Annotated in this window: 9 protein-coding genes and 2 tRNA genes; 9 read left to right on the top strand and 2 right to left on the bottom strand. The window is 53.5% G+C overall.

What is annotated here, in order from left to right; genetic code table 11:
- Positions 1-33: 33 nt before the first annotated feature.
- From coxB to PSR63_RS19355, 5 genes are all read left to right on the top strand, one after another.
- Positions 34-1035 (top strand): cytochrome c oxidase subunit II, encoded by a 1002-nt coding sequence (gene coxB, locus PSR63_RS19375; RefSeq protein WP_274327328.1) that lies wholly within the window; start codon positions 34-36, stop codon positions 1033-1035.
- Between the two features lie 24 nt (positions 1036-1059).
- A complete protein-coding gene (locus PSR63_RS19370) occupies positions 1060-2763 on the top strand; it encodes a cytochrome c oxidase subunit I (RefSeq protein WP_274327327.1) in 1704 nt (567 codons plus the stop codon).
- 60 nt (positions 2764-2823) lie between these two features.
- Entirely contained in the window at positions 2824-3732 is a 909-nt protein-coding gene (locus PSR63_RS19365) for a cytochrome c oxidase subunit 3 family protein (RefSeq protein WP_274327326.1), read from the top strand.
- Positions 3733-3753: 21 nt separating this feature from the next.
- Positions 3754-4149, top strand: coding sequence for a cytochrome C oxidase subunit IV family protein (locus tag PSR63_RS19360; protein WP_274327325.1), 396 nt, complete (start codon positions 3754-3756; stop codon positions 4147-4149).
- Positions 4150-4211: 62 nt separating this feature from the next.
- Positions 4212-4781, top strand: a complete 570-nt coding sequence (locus PSR63_RS19355) for a cytochrome c oxidase subunit 3 (protein WP_274327324.1) — start codon at positions 4212-4214, stop codon at positions 4779-4781.
- Here the strand turns inward: PSR63_RS19355 and PSR63_RS19350 are convergent.
- The gene (locus PSR63_RS19350) at positions 4778-6760 is read right to left on the bottom strand and encodes an ATP-binding cassette domain-containing protein (RefSeq protein ID WP_274327323.1); all 1983 of its coding nucleotides are present in this window, start codon (positions 6758-6760) and stop codon (positions 4778-4780) included. The two genes, PSR63_RS19355 and PSR63_RS19350, sit on opposite strands and share 4 nt — an antisense overlap.
- Before the next feature lie 120 nt (positions 6761-6880).
- On the opposite strand from PSR63_RS19350, the gene PSR63_RS19345 reads away from it, so the two are divergent.
- From PSR63_RS19345 to PSR63_RS19330, 4 genes are all read left to right on the top strand, one after another.
- Positions 6881-6952 (top strand) — tRNA-Cys (locus tag PSR63_RS19345).
- 107 nt (positions 6953-7059) lie between these two features.
- Positions 7060-7130: transfer RNA gene (locus PSR63_RS19340), tRNA-His, on the top strand.
- Positions 7131-7598: 468 nt separating this feature from the next.
- Entirely contained in the window at positions 7599-8702 is a 1104-nt protein-coding gene (locus PSR63_RS19335) for a slipin family protein (protein ID WP_274327322.1), read from the top strand.
- Positions 8703-9308: 606 nt separating this feature from the next.
- The gene (locus tag PSR63_RS19330; RefSeq protein WP_274327321.1) at positions 9309-10157 is read left to right on the top strand and encodes a TIGR01457 family HAD-type hydrolase; all 849 of its coding nucleotides are present in this window, start codon (positions 9309-9311) and stop codon (positions 10155-10157) included.
- Positions 10158-10368: 211 nt separating this feature from the next.
- Here PSR63_RS19330 and PSR63_RS19325 read toward each other — a convergent pair whose 3' ends face one another.
- On the bottom strand, positions 10369-14811 hold the full coding sequence (locus tag PSR63_RS19325) for a CheR family methyltransferase (RefSeq protein WP_274327320.1): 4443 nt from the start codon (positions 14809-14811) through the stop codon (positions 10369-10371).
- Positions 14812-15373: the final 562 nt, after the last annotated feature.

Below are 15373 nucleotides of genomic sequence, written 5' to 3'. Positions count from 1 at the left end.
AGAGACGAGATGGTCCCAGAAATAGGTTCAACCATGCTTTCCATCCTGGCGGATACGATGTTTTTCCCGCCCGAGCGGTCGACGGTCGCTGGAAGTGTCGACGGGTTGTTTGACTTCATCTACTACCTGTCGTTGTTCTTCTTTGTGTTGATCATCGGCTTCATGGTTTACTTCGTCCTGAAGTATTATCAGCGCCCGGGTCACACCGAAATGCCCTCTCCATCGCATAACGAAACGCTGGAGATTACCTGGAGTGTGATTCCGTCGATCCTGGTCGGCGTGATCTTCTTCTTCGGTTTCACGGGGTATCTCAACGTTCGAGAAGCACCGGAGAATGCGTACGAAATTCAAGTCGTTGCGAGCAAGTGGAACTGGGTATTCAAGTATCCCAATGGAGCTGAATCGAGCGACTTGCATATTCCCGTCGATCGTGACGTCAAGTTCCTGTTGCAGTCTCAGGATGTGCTCCACAGTTTCTACATCCCTGCATTCCGCATCAAAATGGACTGCGTTCCAGGCCGTTACACGTCGACCTGGGCACGAGCAACACAGACAACGGGCAGCGGCCTGGATGAAAGTGCTCACGAACCACTCCGCCTTTTCTGTGCGGAATATTGTGGCCAACAGCACTCGGTGATGCACCGCAAAGTCTTTGTTCACGAGACGGCCGAATTCGACCAATGGGCCGAGAAGGCTGCCAACATTCTGGAAAACAATCCACCCGAAGTCGCTGGCGAGATTCTGTTCAAGCGCAAGGGTTGTGCCCAGTGCCACTCGGTGACTGGTGACAACTCCGCCAAATACCCAGGCCCGCCGCTTAATGAACAATGGGGCAAGGAGCGTCAAGTTCTTCCCCGCGGTTCCAGTTCTCCCATCACCGTTACGATGGACGAAAACTACGTACGTCAGTCGATACGTCAACCGAATTCCGAGATCGTCGTCGGACGCAAGCCTGGCATGACCGTGTTCACGCCGCAGTTGCTCAAGGACGAAGAAATCACGGCGATCATCGCCTACTTGAAGTCAATTAAGTAGAAATTTGCATAGGGCAGCCAAGCCATGTCCACGATTACACCAGAAACACATATTGATAGCGGTCATAACGACGACCCTAGCTCGAACTATTTGACTAGTTCGTCGGGCTTCATGTCGTGGGCCTTTACCCTCGATCACAAGCGGATCGGGGTGATGTACCTCGTTGGTATTTTCGCATCGTTCTTCCTAGGCGGTGTGTTGGCCCTCTTGCTGCGACTGCACCTGATGGTTCCCAACGGATTGTTTGGCGACTGGATTTCGCTGGACAATTACAACCAGTTGTTCACGCTCCACGGTGCGGTGATGACCTTCTTGTTCATCATCCCTAGCGTTCCAGCAGCTTTGGGCAACTTTGTCCTTCCGCTGATGGTTGGTGCGAAGGACGTCGCATTTCCACGGATGAACCTGGCCAGCTTCCACCTGTGGGTCTTTGGAGCGATCTTCTTCTTGATTGCCCTGGTTACCACCGGGTTGGATACCGGTTGGACGTTCTACACTCCGTACAGTATCGAAACGCAGACCAACGTGATCGCGGCGACCATCGGTGCGTTCATTCTCGGTTTCAGTTCGATCTTCACCGGTTTGAACTTCATCGTCACCGTGAACACCATGCGTCCTCCAGGTATGACCTGGTTCAAGATGCCGCTGTTCATGTGGGCCATTTACGCTACGGCGATCATTCAGATTCTGGCCACGCCAGTTCTCGGTATCACGCTGCTCTTGCTGATGGGTGAACGCATCCTGGGCATCGGCATCTTCGATCCGAGCATGGGTGGTGACCCGGTTTTGTTCCAGCACTTCTTCTGGTTCTACTCGCACCCGGCTGTGTACATCATGATTCTTCCAGCGATGGGGATCATCAGCGAACTGATGTCGGTTTACAGCCGCAAGCCGATCTTCGGTTACACCTTTATCGCTTACAGCTCGATCGCGATCGCTCTGTTGGGTTTCCTCGTCTGGGGTCACCACATGTTCGTCAGTGGTCAAAGCCCGATGGCGGCGGTGATCTTCAGCGGTTTGACCTTTAGCGTGTCGATTCCATCGGCGATCAAGGTCTTTAACTGGACCGCGACGATGTACAAAGGGAATATCAACCTGGCAACGCCAATGTGCTATGCCTTGTCGTTCATCTTCCTGTTCACCATCGGTGGTCTGACTGGCTTGTTCCTGGGTGCTTTGGCAACCGACGTTCACCTACACGATACGTATTTCGTTGTCGCTCACTTCCACTACGTGATGATGGGTGGAACCGTGATCGCCTTCGTTGGTGGCCTCTATCACTGGTGGCCTAAGATGTTCGGCGTGATGTACAACGAATTCTTCGGACGCCTGTTCTGTGCGGTGGTCTTCTTTGGATTCAACCTGACCTTCCTGCCGCAGTTCGTGATGGGCTCACGCGGGATGCCACGTCGTTACGCAACCTATGTCGAAGAGTACCAGATTTACCATGTTCTCTCGACGATCGGTGCATTGATGCTCGGTGTTGGCATGGTTGGTGCCGTTGTTGTACTGGTTGTCTCGCTCTTCAAGGGACGTAAAGCACCGGCCAATCCTTGGGGTGCTGCCACCTTGGAATGGACCTGCACCAGCCCACCTCCATACTACAACTTTGAACACGCACCGCACGTAGATTCCCCCTACGACTACAGCGGTCTGAAATACGATGCCCAGATTGGCGGCTACGTGAAAGATCCCAACGCACCTAAGCCTGCGGCGGATCACCACTAAGCAAGCCCCTGTATCCCATTCATTACGTAACGTGACGACGATTAGAAACGAAATTGCCCTATGAGCGCCGCCGTCGAAACCCAAGATCAGGCCCACCATGAGGATGGTGACCACCACGGTCACAGTCCTTTCCAGGCTCACCACTTCGAAACGATGCAGCAGCAGTTCGATGCGGGTAAGCTTGGCATCTGGCTCTTTCTGTTCACGGAAATTCTGATGTTCAGCGGGCTCTTTTGTGCCTACCTGATCTATCGGTATAACCACCCTGAAGTCTTCTTGTACGCTCACAAGCAGCTCGACACGACGATGGGTGCCATCAATACGGTCGTGCTGATCGTGAGCAGCTTAACAATGGCTTGGGCCGTTCGTGCCGCTCAGCTTAGCCAGAAGAAACTGCTGGTCTTTATGCTCAGCGCTACCCTGGCACTCGCTGGTGTGTTCCTCGTCGTTAAGTACTTTGAATACACGCACAAGTTCGATATTGGTCTGTATACCGGCCGATCGAACGTCATGTATCAGCTGCAGCATCCCGACGAGAGCGATCACAACAAAGAGTTGTACGACAAGGCGATTGCGGCTGAAAAACATGAAGAAGCCGAGCATAAGGCGGAAGAGGCACATGCAGTTGCCGAAGCCGAACACGAGGACGAGCATCCAGGCGAACACGCCGACACGCATGCATCAGATCACGGTGATTCCCATGGACACGGCCATGGCGGTCCCGAGCAGTTCCTCGATGCTCCACGCAATACACAGATCTTCTTCGGCATCTATTACATGATGACCGGGTTGCATGGTTTCCATATTGTGTTTGGCATGGTCGCGATCGGATGGTTGCTCGTCCGCTCGATCCGTGGCGATTTCAGCGGCGAGTACTTTGGTCCTGTCGATTACGTCGGTCTTTACTGGCACTTGGTCGACTTGATCTGGATCTACCTGTTCCCGCTGCTCTATCTCATTCGTTCCTAAACCCAATTTTGGGATACTGATATGTCTGACCACTCGAACAATCATTCCGACGATCCTACCCATGGCTTGGCCCACGTCATGCCGTTGTCGATCTTGTTCGGCACGTTCATCGCCTTGCTCTTTTTCACCGGGCTGACCGTATTCCTGGCGGATCAGCACCTGGGTGAAATCGATATTTGGATCGCGTTGGCCATCGCCACGATTAAGGCTGGTCTTGTCGCGACCTACTTCATGCACCTTCGGTACGACAAGCCAATTAACGTTTTGCTGTTCCTGTTTACGCTCGGATTTGTTGCGTTGTTCTTTGGGATCACTCTGATTGACTCCGAACAATACCAGCCACAGATTCAAGATTACTACGAAGCGACCACGACCGTCACGGTCAGCGAGGCTCCAGCGGCACCAGCCGCGGAATAGTCTGTCGCTGATGGTCATCGGTGGAGCCCTGACACCCCATGCTCAGGAATTCTTTCACTGCGATGTCGATGCGCCGCGATGAATATCAAGCCAAGTTCGGCTTTGCCCTTTTCATCGCATCGCTGACGATGTTTTTTCTCGCCAGTCTCGCGGCTTACGGAATCATTCGCAGCAGCTCAGGGGCACCAGCCATTTCGCTCGGCTCGTTCCCACTCAGCCTGATCGCCAGCACGATCAGCATGTTTGGTGTCAGCTTTGCGATGCATAAGGCTGTGGTCAACGTGCGTCGCGAGCGTCAGATACCATTCCGGCGGTGGCTGATCACGGCTGCGGTCATTTCGCTTGTCTTCCTGATCTTCCAGTCGCTGGGGCTGCATGCACTGCTGGGGATGCATAGTGAGGCTCTATTAGATGGCGTGACCAAGCAGTTTGGCTTGATGTTCTTCCTCGTGCTGGTCCACGCCCTGCACGTCGTCGGCGGGATCGCCTTTTTGAGCGGCGTCCTGGTTCGAGCCCGGCACGATGTCTACGACCATGAAAAGCACTGGAGCGTAGACATCTGTGCGTTGTACTGGCACTTCTTAGATGTTGTCTGGATCGTGATGCTTGGCACGTTTCTGCTGGGCCGTTAGCTCGCTTCCTGAATCGTGGCGAGTTCCTCCCACCGTTCCAAGCAAGCCATCAGTTCTTCGCCCACCGCTTCCAGACGCTGCGAAACCTGTTTGATTTCGTCTTGTGACTTTTGATAGAAGCTCGGATCGGCCATCTTGGCTTGGAGCTCTTCCTGCTCCGCTTCCAGATTCTCGATCTTCTCGGGCAGGCCGTCCAGTTCTCGCTGTTCTTTGTAGCTGAGCTTTCGCCCTCGTGGCTTGTTGGCTTCCTTCTTCTCGACCGCAGGCTTTGAGGCCTCGACTGGCTTAGCTTCCACCTTGGCAGCCTCGAACGGAGGCGTGGTGTCCTTCTTGTGTTGAATCAGGTAGTCGTCGTAACCGCCTGCGTATTCCAAGACCACGCCATCCCCTTCAAACGAGATGGTACTGGTCACGACGTTGTTGAGGAACTCTCGATCGTGGCTGACCACCAAGACGGTGCCGGGGTAGTTTACGACCAGGTCTTCCAATAGTTCCATAGTATCGGAGTCGAGGTCGTTCGTCGGTTCGTCCAGCACCAGCACATTCGACGGCTTGGCAAACAACTGGGCCAATAGCAACCGATTCCGTTCGCCGCCACTCAAATATTTGATGGCTCGATTGGCTTGCTCAGGTGTAAAGAGAAACTCCTGCAGGTAGCCCACCACGTGCTTCGACTTACCATTGATTTTGACGAACTCGTTTCCTTCGCCGATATTCTCGCGAAGCGTCTGTTCCGGATCGAGTCGAGCCTGAAGCTGGTCGAAGTAGGCAATCTGCACATTCGTGCCGACTTTAACCTCGCCTTGGTCAGGTTTCATTTGCCCCAGCAGGATACGCAGCAAAGTCGACTTGCCGATACCGTTCCGCCCGATGATGCCGACCTTATCCCCCCGCATGATGACGGTCGAAAAGTTGTTCACAATCCGCAGATCACCGAAACGATGCGCGAGTTGATCGGCCTTAAAAACCAGTTGCCCAGAACGATCACCGACGTGGGCTTCCATCTTCACGCTGCCGACGTGCTTGCGACGGTCGCGGTATTCGTCCCGCATCTTCTTCAAAGCACGTACACGACCTTCATTCCGCGTACGGCGTGCCTTAATCCCTTGGCGGATCCAAACCTCTTCTTGGGCTAGTTTCTTATCAAAGAGGGCTTGTTCCTTTTCCTCAGCCTCGAGTGCGGCGGCCTTGCGTTTCAGGAACTCATCATAGCCGCACGACCAGCTAGTTACCCGACCGCGATCCACGTCGATTACGCGAGTCGCCAGTTTCCGGGCAAACGCCCGGTCGTGCGTCACGAAAACGATGGAACACGGAATGTTTGTCAAAAGCTTTTCCAGCCACAGGATCGAATCGATGTCCAAGTGGTTCGTCGGTTCATCCAAAAGCAAGAGGTCCGGCTCGTTAACAAGCGCCCGGGCGAGCAGCACGCGACGTTTCATACCGGCCGATAGCTTCTGAAAGATCAACTCGCCGTCGAGGCCCGTTTTCGTCAGCGTTTGTTCGATTTGATTCTGTAAATTCCAGCCGTCCTGGGTGTCGATTTCGTGTTGAAGCTCATCCAGGCGCTTGGCTGTTTCATCACTTGCGTTCTCGGCCAGCTGATGGGTCAGCGTGTGATACTCTCGCAGGATTTCCGCCAGCTCACCCACGCCGTCGGCAACCACGTCGTAGATCGTGCCCCGATCGTCGGTAGGCACTGTCTGAGCCATCTGGGCACGCGTCAGGCCCGTTGAAAGAGCGATTTCGCCGTCGTCCGGTATGACTTCTCCAGCGAGGATCTTCAACAGGGTCGACTTACCAGCCCCGTTGCGCCCCATCAGGCATACCCGTTGCCCAGGCTCCAAAACGAACGAAACGTCCGTAAACAGAGGCCGGTCGTGGTAAGAATGGCGAACGTTTTTCAGCGTGATCAGCGGCATAAAACTCAGGTGCCCCAGGGGCAGGCGAAAGCAGCGAATTCGACGGATTCCAAGCATATATCGTCGCGGAAAAGGTCTGTTTGCAAAAGACCGGACTACCGTTTCTAAGCGAACAATTCATGCATCATCGCGCAAGCCGCGAACACTTTGCCCGGTTGCGTGTCTCCTTTTTCATAGAATGCCGAAGCCAAACGGTCCGGCGGCTGTCTGCAAAACAGCTCGAAGTGGGTTCGACTCCCACCGGCATTTCCTTTTAAGCAAGGACTGAGGTCGCTTTACTGGCGGCAATCATGCTCAAGCGGTAAGCGGGTTAGCACTGGTTGTGCCGTGAACAGGTTCTAAGCGGTGGCCTCATTTCGGATAGCTCAAAGGTAGAGCACCAGTCTGTGAAACTGGCTGTTACAGGTTCGATTCCTGTTCCGATCCAAGGTTTTTCCAACCTTGACCACCAGGGGGCGAAAGCCCTCCACCATTAGAGCCGGCGGTGAGCGGGCGATCGTGAGGTCGGCCTTTCGTTGCAGAGGAGCGGACACCAATCAGTTCATCTTACTTCGGTAGGATGTCTGTGCGGTCGAAGCAAGTCGCAGTCTAAGGCACCAGTCGAACATGCCTTGCAGTTTGATGATTCGTATTCATCCGCGAGTGATGAAAAGGATCGGATCTCCATTTGCCGGAAAGCGTGCTTCGGCCGTTGTCTCGCGTTTGGGAAGAAGGTCCTGGCAACCGCTTGCCGTGACTACGAGCGCACAACTCCGCATGTTTTCCTGGGACTATCGCGAACGTTCGCTTGCCAAAGGTGTCATTTTTCTAACCAAGTCACAAACCATTTCATAATCATTCTGGTCTGAGAGCAGACCTTCCTGTTACGTCGCGTTGTACCGCAAGGAGGTGCAACATGTTGTTTAAGAAGATTAAGATTCGCAACTACGAAATCGGCTTACTATTTCGCGAAGGCAACTTCGTGGAACTCCTCGAGCCAGGTACGCACCGGTTCTTCAACCCATGGGGCAAGGTCCGTGTGACGGTTACCTCGCAGCGTGATCCATGGTTGGAACACGATCAGCTTGACGTGATCGCGAAGTCGGGCGTACTCAAGGACCGCGCAGTCGTTGTCGACTTGAAGCAGCATCAGCGGGCGACGGTATGGATCGACGGTCGTTTCAATCGCGTGCTAGGCCCAGGCCTGTACGCACTTTGGACGACGTTCCGTGATATTCAGATCGAAACGTATGACGCGCGGGAAGTTCGTTTCACCCATAAGGACCTCAAGGCGATCACCCGTGATCCGACTGCTCGTTTTCAGCTCGATATCTGTGATGTCGATCGCGAATGTGCAGGAGTTCTGTTCTTCGATGGACGTTATGTTGAAACGCTGGCACCAGGTACGTACGCGTTCTGGCGCGGCCCGGCTGATGCACGGATTGTGCAGGTCGACCTGCGTGAAGTGATGATCGACGTCTCGGGGCAGGACATCATGACCTCCGACAAGGTCACGCTACGGATGAACGCCGTGGCAACCTACAAGATTGTTGATGCGAAGCAGGCGGTTACGGTCGCTGGCGACGCACAACAGGCTTTGTATCGGGAAGTCCAGTTCGCCCTGCGGTGTGTCGTGGGAGCTCGCGAACTCGACGAGTTCCTGACCGATAAGGACACGGTTGCGGAAGAACTCGAGAAGACTGTATGGCCTCGTGCAAGTGAACTCGGTTTGAATTTGATCCGGGTAGGTATTCGCGATGTGATCCTGCCAGGAGATATGAAGGACCTGATGAACAAGGTCACGGAAGCCAAGAAGGCGGCTGAAGCCAACCTGATCTCGCGTCGTGAAGAAACGGCTGCTATGCGTAGCCAGGCCAACACGGCCAAGATGTTGGCAGATAGCCCAACGCTTATGCGTCTGCGGGAACTGGAAGTTCTCGAGAAGATTGCTGCCAGCGGAAAGCTGAACATCGTCCTAGGCGAAAAGGGTTTAGCCGACCGCGTGGTGAACTTGTTGTAAGCGAAAAAGGCAGTATGTCCTCTGCGGCGTACTGCCTTTTCTTATTTGGATCTGCCAACACCATCTCGCAGTTAAGTGGTCTTTCCAAGGGTTCATGCGGTGACCTGGAAGTGATCTTTTCTGAGAAATTAGACTTACGGAACGGCTTCCGCAACTAACCGATCCTGCGCATTTTGCACAACAACTGATCACTCAGTGCGCAGTACTCTGTTATGACTTCTTCACGACTATTGTCGTTATCAGGTCCCGGTTTTTGAGGAAATTCTCGCTAGCACCTCGCACTGGGGCTATGTGGATTCGTTGAGTTCACCACTTGCTGCCTCCTTCAGCATGTCGTTCGCACATTGTACTGGCACTCCCATCAACAAGCTTATTTCACAAAACGTACTTTTTTGCGTAAGTGAGATAATCAACCACTAATGAAAACTGCCACGCCGTTTCTCCGCGTTCTGTTGAAGTGGTCACAAAAGACGCTGCCCTTACCAAATTCTTGGCACGCACGTTGCCAATCGGTCCAGTGGAATTGAAAAGAGGTTTTGGGTTCGCTTGGGACTAACCCGGAGGTAAGTACGGTGAACCACAACTTTTACCCGCAAGAGGTAACTGATGAGTAAGGGATTTTTGATCGACATGGATGGCGTCATGTATCGCGGGGGACAAATGATCTCTGGCGCAGATGCATTCATTCGACAGCTTCGAGATGACGGTACTCCGTTTCTGTTCCTAACCAATAACAGTCAACGCACGCGACGCGACGTCGTGACGAAGTTGGCTCGTATGGGAATCGAAGTGGAAGAACAGCAGGTCTTTACCTGTGCTATGGCAACAGCACGCTTTCTTGCCAGCCAAAAGCCTAACGGTACTGCCTACGTGCTTGGCGAAGGAGGGCTGCTCAACGCGCTTCACCAGAATGGTTACTCGGTCGTTGACCACGATCCAGACTTTGTCGTTGTCGGTGAGGGCCGTACCTTGAACTGGGACATGGTCGAAACGGCAACCCAGATGATCTTGGACGGGGCCAAATTGATTGCGACTAATGATGATCCGAATTGCCCGACCTCGCGTGGTACACGCCCAGGTGCCGGGGCGACGATTGCTTTTCTCGAGAAGGCAACTGGTCGCAAAGCGCTGAGCATTGGCAAGCCAAGCCCGCTGATGATGCGCATGGCTCGCAAAGAAATCGGTCTGGAGACCTCCGAGACCGTAATGATCGGCGACACGATGGAAACCGATATCCTCGGCGGCGTCCAAATGGGATACCAGACCATCCTGGTACTTTCAGGCGGAACCCAACTAGAGGATATCCCCAAGCATCCTTATCAGCCTGACTTGATCATCGACTCGGTCGCCGAGTTGGTGCGCAAACAGGATGATCGAGTCGTCTTGCGAACCCCGGTTCCGGTTACGGTACCCGACGATTCAGCCAACGAATTTGTAGCTTCACTGCGACGATAAGAGTTCAGTCAAGCTACCTACCTTGCGCGACGGCCACGACATCAGAGCGTTGGCCTTGTTTCCCCCCGCGTGTCTGGCCGAGACGGCCTAACCAGGCACAACAATGGCCCACTGCATCTCCCGCCGGTGCCGTTCCTTCTACCTGACTTATCTGCCGAAACTGAAAACTCAAGAGCGGACGTCACGTTATCCTTACATAACGTGGCGTCCGTTACTCTTCTTTCTGTAGCTTGGCATGCATCATCAGCGTTCGTAGATCGTCGATACCGACCGGCTTTACCAGATGCACATCGAAGCCAGCAGCTTCTGATTGAATCCGATCTTCGCTTTGACCATAACCAGTGACGGCGACCAACAAGATTCGATTCTCAGGATCAATACCACGAATGCGCCGTGCCACTTCGTAGCCGTCCATTTCAGGTAAGCCGATGTCCAGCATAACCACACTCGGGTTGAGTTCGCCGATCTTATCGAGCGCCTCTCGGCCACTGGCTGCGGATTCAATTTCATGATTGGCTAGTGCGGCAAGCAATCGAGACAGCAAGTGCCGAGCACTCTTGTTGTCATCGACGATAAGAATCTTCTGTGTGCCTGAGTCTTGAAAAATCTTTGCCTCGGTCACTTCTTCGGGTGCCTTCTTTAGGATGGGCAATTGAACGACAAACTCGCTCCCCTGCCCTAGTCCCTCGCTTTTGACTTCAACGGTTCCTCGGTGGAGTTCCACCAGGCTCTTTACGATCGTCAGGCCGATACCAAGACCACCCGGCTCCCGGTCAAAGGAACGCGACGACTGAGTGAACAGCTCAAACACGCGCGGCACCAGCTCCGGATCGATACCAATCCCATTGTCTCGAAAGATAACATGAACTTTGTTGCCATGTCGCTGGACACCTACAGTAATGTGTCCACCACTTTCGGTGTACTTCACTCCATTGATTAACAGGTTCTCGAATATTTGGGCCAGCCGAATGGGGTCTGCTTTTAGCCACATGGGCTCGTCCGGAATATCCGTCGAGAAGGTAATCCCTTTCTGTTCGCCATAGGGTTCGATCGCAATGAGGGCCTTCTGAATCACTTTTTGGAGTTGGACATTCTCCTTTCGCAGTTCCACCTTTCCCCGGGTAATCCGAGAAACATCAAGCAAGTCATCCACTAAGCGAACCAGGTGACGAACTTGCTCTTCCATGACCTCCAACGGCTCTTGAGGGCTGCGGGGGTCCATCATCAACAGATCGATACCGCTACGGATCGGGGCCAGCGGATTGCGTAGCTCGTGCGCGAGCATGGCCAGGAATTCATCTTTGCGACGATCAGCTTCTTTCAGCGCTTGCTCCAACTCCATTTGTTCGGTGATATCGGTGTTCGTCCCGAACCAGCGAATGACGCGGCCCTCCTTATCGCGAATCGGAACCGCACGAGAAAGGAACCAGCGATAGACACCGTCGTGACGACGAAGCGGGAAGGTGTCTTCCCATACAGATTCATTCTCCGCACACTCCGCAATCTTATCTTTAACTCGCTGGATATGGTCGGGATGATGTACATTGGCCCAACCGCGGATCTTAGCGTCCTCGAAAGTCTGTCCGGTAAACTCGTACCAGCGACGGTTGTACCAGGTGACGTCTCCCAGCGTGTCGCAGGTCCAGGCAAGCTGAGCAATGTTATCGGCAAGATCGCGGAACCTTGCCTCGCTCTCGTGAAGTAGCTGCTCGGCTTCGTAGCGTTTCGAGATATCCTGAATCAAGGCATAGAAACCTACGACCTCACCTTGCATATCAAAGTGCGGGATGTATTCCACGTGAACATGACGGGAGGGCCCGTGCCGATAGGAAAGTTCGCCATCCCAGGCCACCCGCTCTCCCTCGAATACCTTCTCAATCTTATCGCGCGCGACTTCGTATGCCTTTTCGCCGACGACCTCCCATATGGGTTTTCCGATGACCTTGTCGACCGAAATCCCGAACCACTTCTCGTAACTCGCATTGGCGAACTGATACTTTCGATCCTTGTCGACATATGCCAGTAGCACAGGCATGGCGTCTGCGACCAAGGAAAGCTGTGTTCGTTGGAGGTCGAGTTGTTCCTGCGTCTCTTTCAGCTGAGTGATGTCCTGGAATGTCGCCACGACACCTTCAATCCGATTGTCGAACGTACGGTAAGGCAACAGCCGGCGAACGAAAATCTTCCCTGCTTCCGCTTCGACCTCGCGTTCGACCATCGTCAATGTCTTCAGTACTTCCCGCGCGTCGTCCAAAAACGAACCGTCGGTAAACTTGTGCGCCAGATCGCTGATGGGTCGTCCAATATCAGTCCGGATCAAACTGAAAAGATCAATCGCCTCGGGCGTAAAGTTACGTACGCGAAATTCGGTATCTAAAAAGACCACGGCGATTCGCGTGCTGGAAATCAAGTTATCCAGGTCATTGTTCGTCGATTCGAGCTCCGCCAGCTTATCTTCCAGCTGGACGTTGAGCGTCGTCAGTTCCTCATTGAGCGACTGCAGTTCTTCACGCGAGGCCTCGAGCTCTTCCGTACCCGATTGCAATTCTTCATTGACGCTCATCGCCTCTTCGTGCGACGCGCGCAGCTCTTCATTGGCTTGCTCAAGCTGCTCGATGGTGTGGCTCAACTCTTCGCGCGTCTCCATGAGTTCGCGTTCAAGCGTCTTGACTAATTCCTCCTGAGAATCCGAGTTGGAGAGCGATGCAAGATCACTGGACAACATCGACGTACTGGCAGGCCCCGGCGACTTTGCCGCTTCGTCTTCTTCGAGCCGGATGAAGATAAGCCTCTGCTGGCTTTCGGGATCGATCATCTTGCGGACGAATCCGCGAACATCAATCGTCGATCCGTCCGACTGATTTAACTTAGCTCGATCGAATGAGGTCTCCGATGCGGACTCAAGCCGACCGATCGCGGCACGCAGTTTTAAATGCAAACCGGGACGAACGAGTTCGTACACCGTGTAGCGTTGTTCTCCTTCGGGGATTTTCAAGAAGCGGTCACCACTTCCACCGACGAACATCGGTTGCAGCTTCTCGTTTAGGATGAGCACGACCGAGCCAGTCGACTTCCAGAACATCTCTGCCGCGAGCTCTCGCAAACTCGGCGGCTGAGGACGACGGAAGTTTGGCCGACGCGGAGCAACCCGCTTCGGAGTATGCGGAGTCGCCAGGCTGAAGTCGTTCGATGCATTGTCGGTCGAACGCTGGAAGATCCGGGCATGTGCCTCGACGGGCTCAAACCCCTGGTCGAAGCGTCCAGCCGTTTCCGAATTGCCCAAGAGCAAATAGCCTTCGGGGTTCAACGCAAAATGGAACTTCCGCAGGATGTTTGCCTGAGCTTCTGGTTCGAGATAGATCAGCAGATTGCGGCAACTGATCAGATCGAGCCGAAAGAACGAAGGATCTCCTTTGAGGTCATGTGCGGCGAAGACAACCATTTCGCGAATCGACTTCGAAACACGATAGATGTCCCCTTCACGCGTAAAATACTTGCGTGCCCATTCAGGCTTGATGTCGGCAGCGATTGTTTCTGGATAGATGGCTGCTCGTGCCGTCTTGAGCGCATGATTACTAATATCCGTGGCGAAGATCTGAATACGAACATCTCGCTTATCGCCGATGGCATCAGAGAGCATCATCGCCATGGTATAGGCTTCTTCACCTGTGGCGCATCCAGGAATCCATACTCGAATGGGTTCGTTGGAACTGCGGTCTTCGATGAGCTTGGGCAACACCAACTCAGATAGCTTTTCCCAAACGTCCGCGTTCCGCATAAACTGCGTGACACAGATAAGTAAATCTTGGGCCAGTGCTTCAACTTCTTCAGGACGATCTTTCAGGCGATGAACATATTCGCGGATGCCAGAGACGCCTGCCAACCCCATCCGCCGCTGGACGCGTCTTAGCAGCGTCGTGTGTTTGTAATTGCGAAAGTCGTACTCAGCATGAAAATGGAGCAGGTGCTGGATCTCTTCCAGCTCCTCCAAAAACTGCGCAGGATCGATGGTCGAATCGTCGAACAGTGAGTTGTGATCGACGTAGCTTTCCAGCGACTTCGCTAATTGAGCGACTGGCTGAACGTAGTCAGCTTGTCCCGTTTCCATCGCATTAAGCGGCATCAAATCCTGACCGGCCTCGTGCGGATGTTGCACCATGACCATGCCGCCACACTCTTTGATCTCACGGATACCAAGTGTGCCGTCGCTACCATTGCCAGACAGAATAATGCCAACGGCATCCTGACGCTGATCTCGCGCTAAGCTGCGGAAGAAGTAATCAATCGGGTGCCGCCAGCCTCGCGACTCTGCTGATGGAGTGACCTGAAATACGCCCGATTGAAGCCCCACGTCCTGCCCCGGCGGAGCAACATACACGTAGCCGTTCTCGATGATCTGTCCTTGTTCGACAGAAACGACTTGCATCTCAGTATGTTTGGAAAGGATCTCGGGCAAGAGACTGTCATGGTCCGGCATCAAATGCTGCACGATGACGAATGCCATTCCCTGCGACTGTTCGAGGGCGCCAAAGAACTTTTTGAGCGACTCGAGTCCTCCGGATGACGCACCGATCCCGATTACCGAAAGCGGTTGTCGACCCTTGCCGGAAGTTCGACCTTCATTTGCGTCTCCGGTCGATTCTGCATGTGCCATAAAGTTCCAATGTTCGAACGACAACAGCCGTTCGTTATAGAGAGAGCCCGGGGAGCAGCGTCAGAATTCATGCTAAGACGGCAGACCTCAGGCTGAGCATAAATCCCCCGATCTAGACTCTCAGACCCTGAACCCGCATTGTGACAAACGCCGCAACTGCTTGCAAGCTTGCCAGTTAGTTTCACGACTGCCGTAAAGCTTGTATGGCAAAGAATATCAAACGATGTTTCGCCGCTGGCTCGGCACCAACTACTGCATAGCAAAAACTTGGATTTTGTTTTTATAAAAGCGCAAACAACGCCCTTACGAATGACTTAACATGATATGCCCGAAAGCATACACTTGAGGGAACTTATCTCCCCCAAATTGTTTATATCTTTAATAGTTGGCAGCGACAGATTTCCCCTTCCATTGCCGCTTCGGCAAGTCCCCATTCTTAGATCTCATTTTAGTTGAACTAATTCTTCCTTACGGAACCGAGGACACAGGCATGCGAACGCACCCATCATGCGCGCTATGGATTTTTTCATTTCTCGCTATATCACTACTTGGATGTGGCGGG

The organism is Bremerella sp. P1, assembly GCF_028748185.1.
Taxonomy (GTDB): domain Bacteria; phylum Planctomycetota; class Planctomycetia; order Pirellulales; family Pirellulaceae; genus Bremerella.
The sequence above is the reverse complement of the archived record's forward strand: the minus strand, read 5'-3'. Positions and strand labels throughout refer to the sequence as shown.